The following is a 17,360-nucleotide window of genomic DNA, read 5'->3' on the forward strand; positions in this document are numbered from 1 at the left end:
GACGTCGCTATCTGGAGTTGCACGACGAGATCGCCGACCTCGACGTCATGATCGCGACGCTCGTCGACGAACTCGCTCCCGATCTTGTCTCCCGAAACTCGATTGGCTACGAGTCCGCTTCGCAGCTGTTACTGACCGCTGGCGAGAACAGCGATCGGCTTCAGTCAGAGGCCAGCTTCGCCGCCCTTTGTGGGGTAAGCCCCGTCCCGGCGTCTTCCGGTAAGGTGACGCGACATCGACTGAATCGCGGTGGGGATCGCGCAGCAAACAGCGCCTTGCACATCATTGCCATCGGACGCTTGAGAACCGACGCTCGCACAAAGGCCTATGTCGCCAAACGCGTCAGCGAGGGGCATTCGAAACTTGAAGCGATCCGCTGCCTCAAGCGCTATATCGCGCGGGAGGTCTACTACGTCATCCGGCAGCGCAACCGCCAGATTACACAGACTCAAATTTCCCCTTGACCATTAGAAGGGCGTCCAGGGCTGGCACTACCGCATGCAACCTTACCGAGCGGCACTCGCGCGCTACGGAATGAAGCAAAGTATGTCGAGAAAAGGAAATTGTTTCGATAACGCGGCGATGGAGAGCTTCTTTGGTACTCTGAAGGCCGAGTACTTCCATCTCACGGACTTCGAAGACGTCGACACATTGCAAGCAGGCCTGAAGGGCTACATCGACTACTACAACCGGCATCGCATCAAATCGAAACTTGGTGGACTGAGTCCCGTGGAATATCGAATGCGGACGGGAAAAAACTAACGCTTCAACGTCCAACTCTTGGGGGTCAGTCCAGTTTGGTGGACACCAAACTACCCAAAACCTCAATCAGCACGCCAGAACGGCCACGGCGAGACGCTTACGGCTGAGGTGATCCGGATTGATGAGACCTGGCTGGCAGTGGAACCGCTGGACATGCGCGCCGGTTTCGACACGGCACGGGCGCGAGTGGTCAAGGTGTTCGGCGCTGCGCATCCCCATCACGTTTACCTGTTCGCCAATCGCCGCGCCAACCGCGTGAAGGTCCTGATTCGCGACGGCTTCGGCATCTGGCTGGCCGCTCGCCGGCTGAATCAAGGGCAATTCAGCTGGCCACTGGCCGGCAGCGAGGCGAAGCAGCATGCTGCTGACACACGAACGTTGAGTCCGGTCTGGACGCCTCGGTGCCGATGATCCAACAGTGGGCGAGCCTCGCGACGCAGTTGCTCAACTTTCCACGCCATCTCTCGCAGCACACCGGCGGCTTCGTGATCGCGCGCGGCAAACAATACAGCGCGCTTCTCAATCTCACATCGGTTCGGGAACATCTTGTTTGGGACGACGACAATCCTTTGAAGCGATTCGCCAAACGGCCAGATTTGCTGACGGATTCGACCTGGCGCGAATCGCTGGCTTTACTGGACAAGCACGATTTCAAATGTGGGCTGGAAATATTCGCGCATCAAATGCCCGACCTGACTCGCGTCATATAGAGTCATCCGAATATCGGATTCACTATCGCATTGTTGGGGTGGCCGCTCGACCTGAGCAAAACCGGCTTTGACCGGTGGAAGCGGGATCTTGCACAGCTTGCCGGTTGCGACAATATTTGCGTCGACATCTCTGCTCTGGCATGCATCTTTGGTGTGCGGTGGTCCGTTAGCGAGGCAGCGCCCTGGGTGTTGACCGCAATCGACAGTGTTGGCGTGTCGCGGGGCATGTTCGGTAGCCACATGCCTGTTGCGAAGCTCTCGACAGGATTTGCCGACCTTTACGATCGATACGCGCAACTGGTCGCTGGCTTCTCAACGAATGAGACAGACGAGATATTTTTTGGTGTTGCTGACCGCTGGTTCAATCCAACGTAATCAACACTACCGCTATCCCGGGCGAGAGCAGCCGCTGGCTAAACTACGGTTTCTCGGCAGTGGTGACAGACGCTGAGTGACCTCAAAACCCGAAACACCCTCTTGCCATGAAAGGAAAGGAGAGAACTCAATGCCGAGCCTCGAACAAGCACTACCAGCCCTGCTTGTCGACTCGCTCTGGCGCATCGTCCTTCGCCTCGGATTCCCGTTCGTCCGCGCCTGGTGGTACCTTCGAAGGCCTCGCCATGAAGGCGCGCTGGTGGCAATCTACGTCGGGCAGGCACTGTTGCTTCTGAAGTCATCGTACCGGGCCGAGTGGAATTTTCCCGGCGGCAGTCTCCGGCCCGGTGAGACCCCCGATGCAGCGGCGCGGCGCGAAATGGAGGAGGAGATTGGTCTGTCGTCGTACGCATTACTCCCCGCGGGCAGCGCCAGCGGCATTTGGGACGGACGAAGAGACCGGGTGCATTTCTTTGAACTGCACCTCGATTGCATACCCGAGCTGCGGCTCGATAATCGAGAGATTGTCGCCGCGCATCTGGCATCGCCGGAAGAATTGCACAGCATCGCTCTGACAAAGGCGGTCGTTGCGTATCTCGACAAAGATCACGGCGGTTAGTTGGCCGTTATCCTTTCGGGACATCCCGACGGGTCCGGGTGACGGGAAAGACGGGAAAGCAGGCGGCCGGTCACCACCCGTACGATTCCGTCTCTAAGTCAAGAATCCGCCGGCGTTCGCATCCCATAGGCCGTGAGCAATCGGTATAGCGTCACTCGCGAGATACCAAGTTCGACGGCGGTCTCGCCCAGACGTCCGCGATGGCGAAGCAAGGCGAATTCGATGGCGCGCCGTTCTGCCGCTTCGCGGGCCTGATCCAGCGAAACCGGCACGCCTTCGACATAATCGCCAAGCTCCAGGTCCCGTGCGTGGATCTGACGCCCTTCCGACATGATGATCGCGCGCCGTACGCGGTTCATCAACTCACGCACATTGCCAGGCCAGCCGTAGTTGTGCATCGCGGCGAGCGCGTCGGCCGCGAACCCGCGCCGCCGCCGGCTTGCGTCCTTCGCAAACCCGTGAAGCATATGTTTCGCCAGCAAGTCGATGTCCTTGCCACGCGCGCGCAGCGGCGGCTCGTCAATCTGCAGGACGCACAACCGGTGGTAGAGGTCCGCGCGAAAGCGGCCTTCAATCATCGCGGTCGGCATGTGGACGTGAGTCGCCGAAAGAATGCGCACGTCGATCGGCGTCGAGTCATGTCCGCCCAGCCGCTCGATCTTGCTTTCCTGCAGGAATCGCAACAGACTCGCCTGGCTTTCGATCGGCAGGTCGCCGATCTCATCGAGAAACAGGGTCCCGCCGTTCGCCGCTTCTACCCGGCCAATCTTGCGCTGGTTGGCGCCGGTGAATGCGCCGCGCTCATAGCCGAATAACTCTTCGAATCGCTCGCAAAGGGAGTCGTTCGCCTTGCGTGTCACATACAGCAGTTGACGGCCATCACCAGGCATATGCGCATCCCTCTTCACCGGAGTCAACGGGCTCGCGCACTGCGGCGCGAAGCGAAATCAGCAGACGGTGCGACCCCGCGTCGAGCGGCACGCGCACGGGACCATCGCCGCAATCGACGCTGGCGCCATCGAGCAGCGCATCGGTCATACGGCGCCCGGCCTCGACTTCCACGTGGATTTCATAGCACGTCGATTGCATATTGACCGTTGCTCGAAACCCCGGCCATGCATCCGGAATACACGGGTCGATCACCAGAAAGTCTCCCTCGCGACGAATCCCCAAAATGCCTTCGACACCGGCACGGTACATCCACCCCGCCGATCCCGTGTACCAGGTCCAGCCGCCGCGCCCGGTATGCGGCGCCACGGAATAGATATCGGCGGCAACCACGTAAGGCTCGACCTTGTAGCGATCGACTTCCATTGGCGTGCGCGCATGGTTCACGGGATTGAGAAGTGAAAACAGCGCGACGGCCTTGTCACCGCACCCAAGCTTCGCGAACGCGAGCATCGCCCACATCGCCGCGTGGCTATACTGCCCGCCGTTCTCGCGCAGGCCAGGCGGATAGCCCTTGATATAGCCGGGATCGTGCGATGTCTTGTCAAACGGTGGCGTGAACAGCAACGCAAGCCCGTCGTCACCGCGGATGAGGTGCTTTTCCAGCGACGCCATCGCCAGCGCGGCACGGGCCGGATCGGCTGCGCCTGACAGCACGGCCCACGACTGCGCGATCGAATCGATGCAGCACTCGTCGCTTTGCTTTGAACCGAGCCACGTGCCGTCGTCAAACGTCGCGCGACGATACCACTCGCCATCCCAGGCATCGCGCTCCAGCGCCTCGCGCACCGACTCCGCATGAGCACGCCAGCGCACCGCGCGCTGACGGTCACGCACTTGCGCGAGCGGCACAAACAAGTCGATGGTCCGCAGGAGCAGCCAGCCCAGCCAGACACTCTCCCCCCGCCCGCCCGCGCCGACGCGGTTCATCCCGTCGTTCCAGTCGCCGGTGCCCATCAGCGGCAGGCCATGTTCGCCGGTCAGTTCGATGCATTGATCGAGTCCGCGCGCGCAATGCTCGAACAGAGACGCCGATTCGTCCGCGATCATCGGCTGGAAGAAAGCGTCGTGCTCGCCGGGCGACAGCGGAGGTCCATCGAGGAAAGGCACGATCTCGTCGAGAATCGCGGCGTCGCCCGTGCAGCCGATGTAGGTCGCACTCGCATAGGCGAGCCACACGCGGTCGTCGGAAATCCGCGTGCGCACGCCTTGGCCCGAATGTGGCAGCCACCAGTGCTGCACATCCCCTTCGACAAACTGCCTCGACGCGGCGCGCAGCAAATGCCGCCGCGTTTCGCCGGGCTGCCCGTGAGTCAGCGCCATGCCGTCCTGCAACTGGTCGCGAAACCCGTACGCACCGCTCGCCTGATAAAACGCGGATCGCGCCCAGATACGGCACGCGAGCGTCTGATACAGCAGCCAGCCGTTCAGCATCAGGTCCATCGCGCGATCGGGTGTCTGGACCTGAACGGTGCCAAGCACCGTCTGCCAGTAACTCGTCACGTCGGCTAGAACGGCGTCAAGATCGGCCTTGCGATAGCGCTCGATCAGTTCCCGCGCCTCTTCCACCGAAGCGCATTGCCCGACGAAGCACACCACTTCGGCAATCTCGTCGACGCCCAGTTCGATGATGCCCTGCAGTGCCGCACACGGATCGAGGCCGGCACCCGTCGCGCCGGACAGCGGCGCCTTGCCGGTCAGTGCAGCCGGCGCCGCAGGACCGCCGTGACGGCCAAGGAACTCGGTGCGGTCCGCGGTCCACGCAGTCTGCTGGCCGCGGAGGTCGGCGAACGTCACGCGCCCCGCCATGGCGACGCTCCACGGGTTGCGCGCCAGCATCGCGCCCGTGACCCGGTCGATCTCCGTCGTGATGAACGGTCCCGACGCGCCGCGCGAGGTGCCGAGCACCCATTCCATCCACGCCGTGACCGACAGCCGGCGCGGCGCACCCGACAGGTTGCGCAACGTGAGCCGGGAGATCTTCACGGAATCGGCGAGCGGCACGAATTGCAGCAAGTCGAGCGCGATGCCGTTCGCTTCGTGTTCGAAGCGGCTGTAGCCGTAACCGTGACGCGCGATGTACGTGCCGTCGTCGCGGATCGGCTGCGCGGTTGCGCACCACAACGCACCGCTCATTTCGTCACGGACGTAGAAGGCCTCGCCGGCGGGGTCCTCGACCGGATCGTTCGACCATGGCGTGATCTGGTTCTCGCGACTGTTTTCCGCCCACGTGTAGCCGCTGCCTTCCGCCGAAACCTGGAAGCCGAAGCCGCGATTGGCGATCACGTTGATCCACGGCGCAGGCGTCGTCGCGCCGGGCGAAAGGACCGTGACATATTCGCGGCCGTTCTTGTCGAAGCCACCGAGGCCATTGAAAAACTCGAGCCTGGCCGGAGCCGTCGAGAGCGCACCCGGCGCATGGGCGGGCGTGGTCGGAGGCGACAGCATCGCCGGCTTCGGCCTGAGCCACGCTGTGCGCTTGACCTGCGCTTGCGGCAAGCGCGCGAGCTGCTCGGCAATCGAGCCACGGCGCGCAACGAGTTCGACGCGAGCCACGGATCGCAGCAACGCCCGCGCCTCCACGCTCATCAAATCCGCGCGGAGCGTATAGACGGCACCTTGCGCCAATTCTTCGCCGAAGCGCGGCCGCGACTGACTGCTGCGCACGGCCGCTTCGATCGCGGCCTGCAACTCCTGTAGGTACGACGAGGTTCGCTCGTTGACGATCACCAGATCGACGCCGAGACGCTTCATTCGCCAGTATTCGTGCGCTCTCAATAGCTGCTGGACCTGAGCGATATCTTCGATGTGATCGATGCGCAGCAGGAAGATCGGCAGGTCGCCGGAAATGGCGTGCGGCCACAGGCCGGATTGCATCCCCGCCCCGCGAACGATCGCGTCCGACGATGCCCTGAAACGCGGATCGTAGTAAATGAGAGGCGCCGCGAGGCGCTGAAAGTCCGCCGCTTCCTCGGCCTCGATGCCGAGATGGCGCAACTGGACCTGGGCCTGCGTCCACGCAAGCGTTTTGGCACGATCGAAGGCGTTACGGTCATGGTGGTTGTCGATGAGATCCATGAGCTCCACTCGCGAGGTCGCGACCACGGTCCAGAAGGTCACGCGCGCCACTTTGCCCGGCGGGACCAGCACGCGATACCGGAGCGCAAAAACAGGGTCGAGCACGGTGCCGACGGTGTTCGTCAGCGGTTCATCGCCGACGATCACGTCCGCCGTGCGTGCATTGCGCGCCCGGCCGAGAAAGCAGGCACGATCCGACTCGTACTGAGGTTCTGCGGCGATTTCCCCTTCGACCACCGCGAAATGCGCAGCCCACACCTGGGGCTCATCGTTCGAGCGCAAGCGGCGCGTTGCGACCAGCGCGCCGAATTCAGCGAGATGTTCGGTCTGGACGAACATCCGCGAGAACGTGGGATGTGCGTTGTCGGCGGCGGGCGTCGCGAGGACGATTTCGGCGTACGACGTCAGCTCGATCTCGCGCGTGCGGCGTCCACTGTTCGCGAGCGACACGCGGCGCACTTCGCAGTCAGCCTCTCCGGAGACCAGCACGTCCATCGTGGTTGTCAGCGACCCGTCGCGGCGGATGAATTGCGCGTGGTCCTCGCCGAACATGACTTCTTCGTGATCCGCCTCGCGGCCTGCCGGCTGAGCGCCCGCCGACCACAAATGGCCGCTCTGCCTGTCGCGCAGGTAGATGAACGAGCCCCAGTCGTCGCGGGTCGGGTCTTCGCGCCAGCGCGTCACGGCGATGTCGCGCCAGCGGCTGTAGCCGGCGCCGGTCGCGGTCAGCATGACCGCGTAGCGTCCGTTCGACAACAGATGCGTGACCGGTGCGCCACCCGCCGTCGCCGGCGCGTCGATGCGGCGGACTGTCGGCGTCACCGCGCCGGCCACGGCGGCGGCCGTGCTCACTTCTTCGGCGCGCGGGTGAGCCACGGCGACGTCGCGCGGCATGCGTTCCTGCAACAGCAACTCGCTCGCCTGGATCATCGGTTCGCGGTGAAAGCGTGCCCGCATCTGCCCGTCGAGCAACGTGTTCGCGATCGAGACGATCGTCATGCCTTGGTGATGCGCCATGAAATTTCGGACGATCGCAACGTCCTCGTCGTCGGGCAGACGCGAGCGGGTGAAATCGAGCGCTTCGTAGAACCCATAGCGGCCAAGCGCACTCATCGCGGCGAGTTGCGCGTAGTTCTCTCGCGCTGCCTGCGGATCGACCATCGCGGCCAATCCCGTCGCATATGGCGCGATCACGCGATCCTCCGACAGACCGCGCTTGAGGCCGAGACCCGGCACGCCGAAATTCGAGTACTGGTAGGTGAATTCGATATCGCGGGCGTTATACGCCGACTCCGAAATGCCCCACGGAATGCCAAGCGATTTTCCATACGCCGCCTGCCGTTCCACCACCAGACGGCTCGTCTGTTCGAGCAGGCTGCCGACCGGCGCGCGCATGACGAGCGACGGCATCAGGTATTCGAACATCGATCCCGACCAGGAAATCAGCGCCGAGCCGTCGCCGGCCGGCGTCGCGGAACGGCCGAGGCGGAACCAGTGGCGCGTCGTCACATCGCCTTTCGCGATGGCGAAAAGGCTCGCAAGCCGTGCTTCCGACGCCAGCAGGTCATAGCAGTTCGGGTCAAGGGTGTTGTCGGCCAATGAATAGCCGATCGACAACAGCTTGCGTTCCGGATCGAGCAGGAACGCGAAGTCCATGCCGAGCGCCATCGCGCGCGACCGCTCCGCGAGCGACTTCAGGCGATCCTGCAGAAGATGGGGCGCGTCGGCGAGTTGCTGGCGGTCGCGGCCATGTTCGACAATGCTCTTGCTCAATGCATCGATCCAGAACATCAGGTCGGTGGACGTGTCGTCGCCGCTCGCGGGCACGAATTCGCGCGTCGTCCTGGCGGCTTTTTCCGTCAGGCGCGTCAACGATGGCGACACCGCTTCGAGCGTCTGCGGCCCGTGCAGTTGCGCGTCGATCTCGCCGAAGATCGCGGCAAGCTGCGCGCCGCGCTCGCCGCCCGCGGCGGGCAAGGCGCCGACGGCCTCGCGCGCGAGTTGCAGGTCGTCCATCATCCCCGACCGGGCAGCCGGTGCAAGCGATGCGTGCAACCACTCGTCGCATGCGTTGGCGAGAACGATCAGATGACCCGCCAGATTGCCGCTGTCGACCGAGGACACATACGCCGGCGCCAGCGCCTGCAGATCCAGCGTCCCGTACCAGTTGTAGAAATGTCCATTGAAACGCGGGAGCTTCTGCATCGAAGCGAACGCCGCTTCGATGCGCTCGACCGTCTCCGTCGTGCCGGCCCAGCCGAAATCGCGGGCGGCAATCGCCGACAGGAAATAAAGGCCGAGATTGGTCGGCGAGGTCCGATGCGCGACCACCGGTTTTGGGTCTTCCTGGAAGTTGTCGGGCGGCAGCATGTTCTCCGCCGGCGTGACGAAGGTTTCGAAGAAGCGCCACGTGCGCCGCGCGATCAGGCGCAGGTCGCGCGCGTCCGGGTCCGACATCGCGAGACGCCGTGCGACGAAGGGCGATCGGCTCGAATACAGCGCCAGCGCTGGAGCCGCGAGCCACAACAATGCGAATGGCACGACAAGCGGCCAGTGCCGCGGCGCGAACGCGATTGCGTCAGCAGCGAGCGCAAGCCCAAGTGCCGTGCCTCCCGCCATGCGGCGGTAAAAGCCGCGCAAGTCGAGGCGTGGACTGCCTTGCGACTGGGCGGCCGTGGTCCATTCGAGCAGACGCCGGCGGGTTACGTAAAGCCGCGTCAGCGTCCGCACGATAGCGTCGCCCATGCGCCACGCCTGGTCAGTCAGGAATGCGGCCGACAACACGGTTTGCAACCCGGCAACGCGCAGGTCGGCGGCGAGCTTGCCCAGATGATTGCGCAGCTGGATGCCGGCGTGTCGTGGCAGGATCGCGAACACCGTCGGCAGGAAGGCGGGAATCACGAGCGCCGCCAGCACGAATGCCGCGCCCGCGATGCCGGCGCGCAACGGCATCAGCCAGCTCAGCGCGAGCGCCGCGACCATGCACGGCGCCAGCATCGACCGGCGAAGGTTGTCGAGCATCTTGAAGCGGCCGAGCGGCGGCATCGCGAGACGGTCGTGTCCCCGATGGCCGACTATCCACGGCAGCAGTTGCCAATCGCCGCGCGTCCAGCGATGCTGCCGCTTGCCCACGACGTCGTAGCGAGACGGCATCTCCTCGACCACTTCGACATCCGACGCCAGTCCCGCGCGCGCAAACACCCCTTCGAACAGATCGTGACTGAGCAGCGCGTTGTCCGGCACGCGTCCCTGCAAGGCCGCTTCGAATGCATCGACGTCGTAGATGCCCTTGCCGGTGTACGAGCCTTCGCCGAAGAGGTCCTGGTACACGTCCGACACAGCCGCTGCATACGGGTCCATCCCGCCGGGGCCCGAAAAGACGCGCTGATGCAGCGAACCTTCCTGCCCGACCGGCAGCGAAGGCGTGACGCGCGGCTGAAGAATCGCGTACCCGTCGACCACGCGTTGCTCGACGCCGCTGAATCTCGGCCGGTTCAGCGGATGCGCCATCTTGCCGATCAGCCGCACGGCGGCATCGCGTGGCAGGCGTGTATCGGCATCGAGCGTAATCACGTAGCGCACATCGGATGGCACCTGCGGGGCGCGCCCGCCGATCGGCGTGAAGGTCGTATCGGTCGCGCCGCGCAGCAGCCGGTTGAGTTCGTGCAGCTTGCCGCGCTTGCGCTCCCAGCCCATCCATGTGTTCTCGCTCGCATTGAACACGCGGCGCCGATGCAACAGCAGGAAACGGCTCCCGCCCGGGCCCGGTTCGTAACGGCGGTTCAACGCTTCGATCGCGTCGGCGGCGACGGCGAGCAGATGCGCGTCGCCCGCTACCACTTCCTGATCCGCATCGAGGCCGTCCACGAGCAGCGCGAACGACAGGTCGCCGCCCGCGCCCGCAAGGTGATGCACTTCGAGGCGTTCGATCTGCTCGCGTAGGTCGGCTTCGCCGGTCAGGAGCGTCGGCACCGCGACGAGCGTGCGCAACGACGCGGGAACGCCCGCTGTCAGTTCCAGACCCGGCAAGGTGATCGCGCCGAAACTCCATGTGATCGTCCGGTTGATGAGGGCGGTCGCAATCTCGGTGGCGGGCAGGAATCCGCACACGGCAAACAGCACGATCAGAGGCGTATCGAGACCGTGCGGGGCAAGTGACCAAAGCGCCCACAACGCCAGCCCCAGCAACGCGCCGGCGAGCACGAGGATCGCCCCGACGTAACCGTTGATGCCCAGACGCACACTGAATCGCGTGAACCGCAGCCGCGGCGGCGCATGAAATCCGATGGTCTGTTCGAGCGCGGGACGGCCTTCCGCGATCAGGTGGTAACCGGGGTCGCCTGCTTGCGCCGTCGCCGCTTGCGCCGAGCGAAGCGCGAGATCCGCGATGTCGAGTTCGGTGAACGCCGAGCCGCGCGCAAGCTGTTCGATCGCGCTGCGGTAGAGGTTGCGCGTAGCGAAATCCATCGCAGCGAAGGCGCTTTCCGCGCGCAGTCGCGCGTCGACGAGACTGACGCTTTCGACCAGTTCCGCCCAGTCGATGTCGGAAATCAGCCGCATGCTGGTGATCACGTTGCGCACGGTAACGTTCGATGCACCCTGCCGCTGCTGCGCGTGCTGGACGACTGCGTCGACCGATACGCCCTGCAGTTTCAGCCGCTCTTCCAGCCAGCCGAGGGCCGGCGTGGTGCGCGGGTCTTGGTCGCGCAGACGCTTCGCGAGTTGCGCGGCAAAGAGCTCCGACAAAATGTCCGACGAACGCGTGGCGATATCGGCTTCGAGCGCCGAGCGTGCGCTGCCCGAGGCCAGCAGGCGCTCGGTCAGCGCGTCGGCGTCCGCGCGCGCGGCGCGACCCGCCGTGATCTGGTCGGTGAGACGCCTCAGGTTCTCGATCAGCACGATGCGCAGCGTGATCGCGACCGCCCACAACTCGCCGATGGTCAACGGTTGAACGCGCTGATAGGCATCGATGAAGCGCCGCAGCGTCTCTGGGTCGAAGTGGCTGTCCGTGTGCGCCACGAACGCCCAGGCGACGCCGAACACTCGCGGGTAGCCGGCGAACGGGCCCTCCGCGAGCTTTGGCAACTGACGGTAGTAGCCGGGCGGCAAGTCCTCCCGGATTTCGCGGATCTGCTCCTCGACCAGGTGGTAGTTGTCGAGCAGCCATTCGGCGGCGGGCACCACGCCGCCGCCGCGCTCCAGTTCTTCGGCGCTCGCGCGATAAGCTTGCAGCAGGACCGCCGCGTTGTCGTTCAGTCTGGTGTGCAGCGACAGGACGACAGGCGGCGCCTTCGTCACGGGCTGCGCGGCGGCGAGGCTTTGAGCGTGCTGCTCCAGCCGTTCGATACCGAACAGCTCTTCACGCACCGGCGCGGTATCGGCCCATAGGGACGGTCTCCGGCGACGCGATGCGACATAGCGAAAGACTGCGTTCATAGGCGCGTTTCCAGTGCCGAGTCAGTTGGCGGCGCGTGCGCCGGAAGCAGTTGAGGCGTGGCCGCGCGGCTCATCGGGCTGGAGGTGACCACGAATTCCTTCAGGACGACGCGGATCGTGCGCGTGAGTGCGTTCGCTGCAGGACATCCCGCGTACGCGCGACATCTGACGGACACGCTCGGGAACGAGAGAGGACGCCCCTGACGCTGGGCGATCGAACATTGCTCGCGAAAGTCGCGGTCGCCGCTGATCGAAGTTCCGCCACGACGATGCCGGGCGCACAGAACGCGACGGACTGAGGCCCTTGGCGACCCCGGTCATCGGGGGATACAAGAGCAAGACCGCCCGGGATCAGCGACGGTGCGCGACGGTATGCATACCGGACGTCGACCACTTCCGTGACCGGTCCGGAACTGCACGGGAGACTGGGATGGAAACGCCGACGTATTGGTGTGTCGTCGTACCGGACAGCGTGGCAGACAGATCGATCCGCTTATGCGCGTGACGCTATTTCTTCTTTGTGGGTGCGCTGGCCGCGGTGCTCTTTGGGGTCGTCGCCCAGGACACGACTTCCGCGGGCGAGGTTACCTTTTTCGGCTGCTTGGGTTTCTTTGACTCTCGATTACCACGCGCTTGACTCTTGGCCATCATGTTGCTCCTGCATCGACGGCCGCGAAGGCGATCGCCACGTCACACAGTGTGGGCGCATTCCGTGGGACTGTCGCGATCTATTTAAATAAAGGGCACGCCCGTCCATTCCGCCACGACCCGATCAGCGAAGCCCTTTCAAACTAGGTCGCCTCGATGATGACCTTCAACGCGTGAGTATTGACCGCGTTACCGAAGGTGTCGTAAGCGTTCATGATGTCGTCCAGACGAAAGCGGTGCGTGATCAGCCTGTTCGGTTCGAGGCGCCCTGAGCGCACCGTCTTGAGCAGCATCGGCGTGCTGACCGTATCGACGAGGCGCGTCGTGATCGTGATATTACGGTCCCAGAGCGCTTCGAGATGCAGGTCTGCCTTGGCGCCATGCACGCCGACGTTCGCGATCGTGCCGCCCGCCGCGACGATCGACTGGCACAACTCGAACGTGTCCGGCACGCCTACGGCCTCGATCGCGCAGTCGACGCCCGCGCCATCGGTCAAGTTCATGACCTCCGTCACGGCATCGGCGCGTCCAATATCGATGCAGCCGGTCGCCCCGAACGTGCGCGCCACTTCCAGCCGGTTCGCGTCACGGTCGATCATCACGATCTGCGCCGGCGAATAGAACTGCGCCGTCAAGAGCGCGGCGAGACCGATCGGGCCCGCTCCGACAATCGCGACCGTCGAGCCCGGCTGTACCTTGCCATTCAGCACGCCGCACTCGAAGCCCGTCGGCAGGATGTCGGAGAGCATCACGAGCGCTTCTTCGTCGGAGCCGGCAGGAATCGGATAAAGGCTCGTTTCGGCGTGCGGAATGCGCACGTATTCCGCCTGCGTGCCGTCGATCTTGTTGCCGAGTATCCAGCCGCCCGTCGCGCAGTGCGAGTACATGCCGCGACGACAAAACTCGCATTTTCCGCAGGACGAGATGCACGAGATCAGCACGTGGTCCCCCGGCTTGAACGACGAAACCGCCGCGCCCACCCGCTCGATCACGCCCACGCCTTCGTGCCCGAGGATGCGGCCCGGCTCGCAAGTCGCGACGTCGCCCTTGAGGATGTGCAGGTCGGTGCCGCAGATTGTCGTGCGTGTCACCTTCACGATGGCGTCGGTCGGGGCGGCAAGTTCGGGCATCGGCCGCTCGTCGAGCGACTTCTTGCCGGGTCCGTGATACACGAGTGCCTTCATCGGGTGTCTCCTTCGCGTGATTTGCGTGGTCCAGATCGACTCACTCTAGGCGCGTGCGTGTCGTAGCGATTGACCTGTATCAACGGTTTGGAAGATGGACGAGCATCTGCCGGGCTCGGCATCGATGCTCAAAGGGGCACACTGCCGCCACGACCCGCCACGACCGAACGCCTGAGTAGTTTCCGAGGCTGCCGCGAGACGACTTGTCAACGTATGCTTGGAGCGTCATCGCGAAGAGCCATGCAACACAGCGCTGCCGCCCGGGACACATGCGGTTTGCCAGACCGCGACATCTTCTATCGCGCCGCGCGAGTGTGCCAGAAGCAATTGCCCGAGTCAGCACGAGTGAGACCACCATGTACAGAAGCATCCTCGCGCCCATCGACGGCAGCGAAACCTCCATCCGGGCATTTGACGCAGCCTTGCGGATCGCCCGCGAGAACCACGTCGAACTCCGGCCGCTCAATATCGTCGATGCGCCCTTGATGGCCTACGAGGCACCCGGTTACGACCCGTCGATCCTGCGCGATGCCATGCTGACAGAAGGCACACGCGTCACTAACGCAGCGCTCGGCAGGATGCAGCGCGACAACGTGCGCGGCGTGGCGCAGGTGGTCGAAGCCGATCTGTGCGGCGACGGCATCGCGCAATGCATCCTGCGCGTCGCGACCGAGATGCATGCCGATCTGGTCGTGATGGGCACGCATGGGCGGCGTGGCTTTCAGCGGCTCGTGCTCGGCAGCGTCGCAGAGCGATTCGTGCGCATGGCCTGCTGTCCTGTGCTGCTGGTCCCGGCCGAACACGCCGCTGTCTCCGGCGCGGCCCGGGATGCCGCGGCCCCGGTCGCCGAGCCGGTCTGATCTCGAAATCGCGATCCCTGTGTCGATGTCGGTGAACCACCGGTCTCGCCAGGCACAGGCCGAACGCGAAAAGCAGGCGTGAATGCGATCGAAGACGCCGGCGATGCCTCAATCGAATACGCCGATGCCGACACTCTTGTCATGGGCGCCTGCGGCCATGCGCGCTGGCGCGAACTCGTGCCTGGCGAAGCGATCCGCACGCTGCTGAAGGCGTCTATCTCGTCCGTGTTGCTCTCATTTTGAAAGTTTGCTCAAACGGAAGAACCCAGGAACCACCCACCCATCGCCCACTTTGCGAAACGGAGACTTCGCTGAATGTGCAGGAGCTCATCATGTCTTTTGCGACCGATACCGGGACTGTTGTCGCCGGTTCAACTTCAACTTCACCGTCGCGTCGTCGCCCCGTCGACGGCCGAGCAATGCTGAAACCGGCGAGCCCGTCAGGATGCCGTGATTGCCGCACCCGCGCGGTGTGCCTCGCGCGGGACCTCGGACCTCGCGAACTTGCGCGCCTCGACGCGATCATCCAGGCGAAGCGTACGGTGAAGCGCGGCGAATCGCTCTATCGTGCAAACGATCCGTTCTACAGCATCTATGCGGTCTACGCGGGGTCCTTCAAAACGGTCATTGCGCACGGCGACGGCGAGGAGCAGGTTACCGGCTTCCATCTTCCGGGCGAGCCGCTCGGGCTCGACGGCATCTGCACGGCGCGACACAACTGCACGGCGATCGCACTCGAGGACAGCACCGTGTGCATCATTCCGTTCGCGCTCCTCGAATCGTTATGCCGCGAAGTCAGCGCGATGCAGCATCAGGTCCATCGCATGATGAGCGGCGAGATAGTGCGAGAATCGGGTCTCATGATGGTGCTCGGCGCAATGTCCGCCGAGCAGCGCCTGGCAGTGTTTCTCGTCAACCTCTCCGAGCGGATGAAGGCGCGCGGTTATTCGGCCGCCGACTTCAGCCTCCGCATGAGCCGCGAGGAAATGGGCAGCCTGCTCGGAATGAAGCTCGAAACGGTGAGCCGCATGTTCTCGAAGTTTCAGAAGCAGCGGTTGATCGACATTCAGGGCAAGGAGGTGCAGATTCTTGATCTCGGCGGTCTCACACGGATGGGAACGCGGATGCATTAGGGGTTGCTCACACCGTTTGATGTCGATGCGCTTCCATCGAACTTCTGTTGGTGTTAATGAAGCCGGTCGGATGGAGGCAAAGACTCTCTGATGATAGCCGTCGCGCTGTCGGCCGCACAGCATCGGAAACTACTCAGACGAGGTCACCCGGCCTGAGGGGTACAGCATTGAGCCGGCGCGGCCACGACAAGAACCGATCACGAAGTGTCTGGATGCGTACGTTGCACAAGCCAGGCCGTCATTCGAGTACTACAATTACTGGGTGCAGAGCGGCGATGCGTCGACCAGCCGCAGTACTGGCGTAGTTCCGTGCTCGCCAGCGCCCATGAACATGAGGTGCCGCTATTCGACGTGTCGAAGTGAGCGCGATGACGCGCGGTTGCATTGAGCCGCAACGAGATGCCTTGGCAGCGTTTTCACTAAAGCAGGAAACCCGCATGTTACCCGCCTACATCTCCCATCCCGACTGCGTCAAACATGAAATGGGCCCTATGCACCCCGAGTCGCCCGACCGTATCGGGGCCATCCACGATATGCTGTTGATCAAGGGCTTGCTCGATTGCATGCAAACCTGCGAAGCGCCGCTCGCAACGGAACAACAGCTCGCGCAAGCCCATTCGATTCCGTATATCCGTAGCATCGCAAGCATGTCCCCGACTGAGGGTTACGTGCGAGTCGATCCCGACACCATGATGAATCGCTACACCTACCAGGCGGCGTTGCGTGCCGCGGGCGCAGCGGTGCTGGCGACGGATCTGGTGATCGCGGGCAAAGCCAGCACCGCCTTTTGCAACGTGCGTCCGCCCGGACATCACGCGGAATATGCGGCAGCCGGAGGATTTTGCTTTTTCAACAATGTCGCGGTGGGCATCCGGCACGCGCTCAACGTGCATGGACTCGCTCGCGTCGCACTGGTTGATTTCGATGTCCACCACGGCAACGGCAGTGAAGACATTTTCCATGCCGATGAACGGGTGTTGATGTGCTCGATTTTTGAGGACAACATATATCCATTCTCGGGCAACCAGCCTCGCGGCAAGAACATGGTGAACGTAGCGCTGCCGTCGCGCTCCGGCGGCGAAGCGTTCCGGGCTGCGGTGACCGGGAAATGGCTTCCGGCGCTGGAAGCGTTCAAGCCGGAGATGATTTTCATCTCGGCCGGTTTTGACGGCCACCGTGAAGACGACATGGGCAACCTCGGTCTGGTCGAAGCCGACTATGCCTGGGTTACGCAACGCATCGTCGAGGTCGCGCGGCACCACGCGAAAGGACGCATCGTCTCCTGCCTGGAAGGCGGCTACGAACTGTCGCCACTGGCACGCGGCGCTGCCGCGCACGTGAAGGTGCTGATCGGAGTCGACCGCTGAGCATCGCTGCGCTCTGCACGCGAACGCACAGCCTTTCTGGCGCCATTCGATCCTTACATTTGCCAGCCGTTCGGAAGATGGACACGGACCGCCCAAGCCCAACGTCGATGCTCTTTGATTGACCAAGGTCAACGTACATCGCATCGCATCGGCTTAAAGTTTTGGTTCGTCAGTAAAAACTGTGGGTCGACGGAGGCTCGGGTAGTTTTCCAAGTGCATGATAAAGCGCGATTTCTGTCG

10 protein-coding genes and 3 pseudogenes are annotated in these 17,360 nt (G+C 63.6%); 10 read left to right on the top strand and 3 right to left on the bottom strand.

Going from position 1 to position 17,360, the window contains the following annotated elements; genetic code table 11:
- The 6 genes and pseudogenes from AWB81_RS33845 to AWB81_RS33870 all read left to right on the top strand — a co-directional run.
- Nucleotides 1-464, top strand: a 464-nt coding sequence (locus tag AWB81_RS33845; RefSeq protein ID WP_144444246.1) for a transposase, incomplete at its 5' end; no start/stop codon positions are given.
- A 16-nt stretch (nucleotides 465-480) separates the two neighbouring features.
- Nucleotides 481-762, top strand: a pseudogene (locus AWB81_RS33850) (IS3 family transposase); the annotation flags it as partial.
- A gap of 108 nt (nucleotides 763-870) precedes the next feature.
- A complete protein-coding gene (gene tnpB, locus AWB81_RS33855; protein WP_062641770.1) occupies nucleotides 871-1,173 on the top strand; it encodes an IS66 family insertion sequence element accessory protein TnpB in 303 nt (100 codons plus the stop codon).
- Nucleotides 1,143-1,265 (top strand): annotated as a pseudogene (locus AWB81_RS45085) (hypothetical protein); the annotation flags it as partial. The gene tnpB and the pseudogene AWB81_RS45085, both read left to right, overlap by 31 nt.
- Before the next feature lie 219 nt (nucleotides 1,266-1,484).
- On the top strand, nucleotides 1,485-1,847 hold the full coding sequence (locus AWB81_RS33865; RefSeq protein WP_143753541.1) for an amidohydrolase family protein: 363 nt from the start codon (nucleotides 1,485-1,487) through the stop codon (nucleotides 1,845-1,847).
- A gap of 130 nt (nucleotides 1,848-1,977) precedes the next feature.
- Nucleotides 1,978-2,466 carry an NUDIX domain-containing protein gene (locus AWB81_RS33870; RefSeq protein ID WP_062641776.1) on the top strand — a complete coding sequence of 163 codons (489 nt, stop codon included), beginning with the start codon at nucleotides 1,978-1,980 and terminating at the stop codon, nucleotides 2,464-2,466.
- Nucleotides 2,467-2,564: 98 nt separating this feature from the next.
- On the opposite strand, the pseudogene AWB81_RS33875 reads toward AWB81_RS33870, so the two are convergent.
- From AWB81_RS33875 to AWB81_RS33885, 3 genes and pseudogenes are all read right to left on the bottom strand, one after another.
- Nucleotides 2,565-3,284: pseudogene (locus tag AWB81_RS33875) on the bottom strand (sigma 54-interacting transcriptional regulator); the annotation flags it as partial.
- A gap of 61 nt (nucleotides 3,285-3,345) precedes the next feature.
- Nucleotides 3,346-11,928: a GH36-type glycosyl hydrolase domain-containing protein gene (locus AWB81_RS33880; protein WP_062641779.1), complete on the bottom strand. Its 8,583-nt coding sequence runs from the start codon at nucleotides 11,926-11,928 to the stop codon at nucleotides 3,346-3,348.
- A gap of 791 nt (nucleotides 11,929-12,719) precedes the next feature.
- Nucleotides 12,720-13,760, bottom strand: coding sequence for a zinc-dependent alcohol dehydrogenase family protein (locus AWB81_RS33885; RefSeq protein ID WP_062641781.1), 1,041 nt, complete (start codon nucleotides 13,758-13,760; stop codon nucleotides 12,720-12,722).
- Between the two features lie 356 nt (nucleotides 13,761-14,116).
- Between AWB81_RS33885 and AWB81_RS33890 the strand changes: the two genes are divergently transcribed.
- From AWB81_RS33890 to AWB81_RS33900, 4 genes are all read left to right on the top strand, one after another.
- A complete protein-coding gene (locus AWB81_RS33890) occupies nucleotides 14,117-14,620 on the top strand; it encodes a universal stress protein (protein WP_062641783.1) in 504 nt (167 codons plus the stop codon).
- A 78-nt stretch (nucleotides 14,621-14,698) separates the two neighbouring features.
- Nucleotides 14,699-14,863, top strand: a complete 165-nt coding sequence (locus tag AWB81_RS46005) for a hypothetical protein (protein WP_159938981.1) — start codon at nucleotides 14,699-14,701, stop codon at nucleotides 14,861-14,863.
- A gap of 176 nt (nucleotides 14,864-15,039) precedes the next feature.
- A complete protein-coding gene (locus AWB81_RS33895; protein ID WP_062641785.1) occupies nucleotides 15,040-15,753 on the top strand; it encodes a helix-turn-helix domain-containing protein in 714 nt (237 codons plus the stop codon).
- 437 nt (nucleotides 15,754-16,190) lie between these two features.
- Nucleotides 16,191-17,120 carry a histone deacetylase family protein gene (locus tag AWB81_RS33900; RefSeq protein WP_062641787.1) on the top strand — a complete coding sequence of 310 codons (930 nt, stop codon included), beginning with the start codon at nucleotides 16,191-16,193 and terminating at the stop codon, nucleotides 17,118-17,120.
- Nucleotides 17,121-17,360 lie beyond the last annotated feature (240 nt).

The sequence above is a fragment of the Caballeronia arationis genome, assembly GCF_001544975.2.
Lineage (GTDB): Bacteria > Pseudomonadota > Gammaproteobacteria > Burkholderiales > Burkholderiaceae > Caballeronia > Caballeronia arationis.

Coding starts and splice junctions, on each gene's coding strand:
- AWB81_RS33870 (WP_062641776.1), top strand. CDS start 1,978: ATGCCGAGCCTCGAACAAGCACTACCAGCCCTGCTTGTCGACTCGCTC.
- AWB81_RS33895 (WP_062641785.1), top strand. CDS start 15,040: ATGCTGAAACCGGCGAGCCCGTCAGGATGCCGTGATTGCCGCACCCGC.
- AWB81_RS33885 (WP_062641781.1), bottom strand. CDS start 13,760: ATGAAGGCACTCGTGTATCACGGACCCGGCAAGAAGTCGCTCGACGAG.
- AWB81_RS33890 (WP_062641783.1), top strand. CDS start 14,117: ATGTACAGAAGCATCCTCGCGCCCATCGACGGCAGCGAAACCTCCATC.
- AWB81_RS33880 (WP_062641779.1), bottom strand. CDS start 11,928: ATGAACGCAGTCTTTCGCTATGTCGCATCGCGTCGCCGGAGACCGTCC.
- AWB81_RS33900 (WP_062641787.1), top strand. CDS start 16,191: ATGTTACCCGCCTACATCTCCCATCCCGACTGCGTCAAACATGAAATG.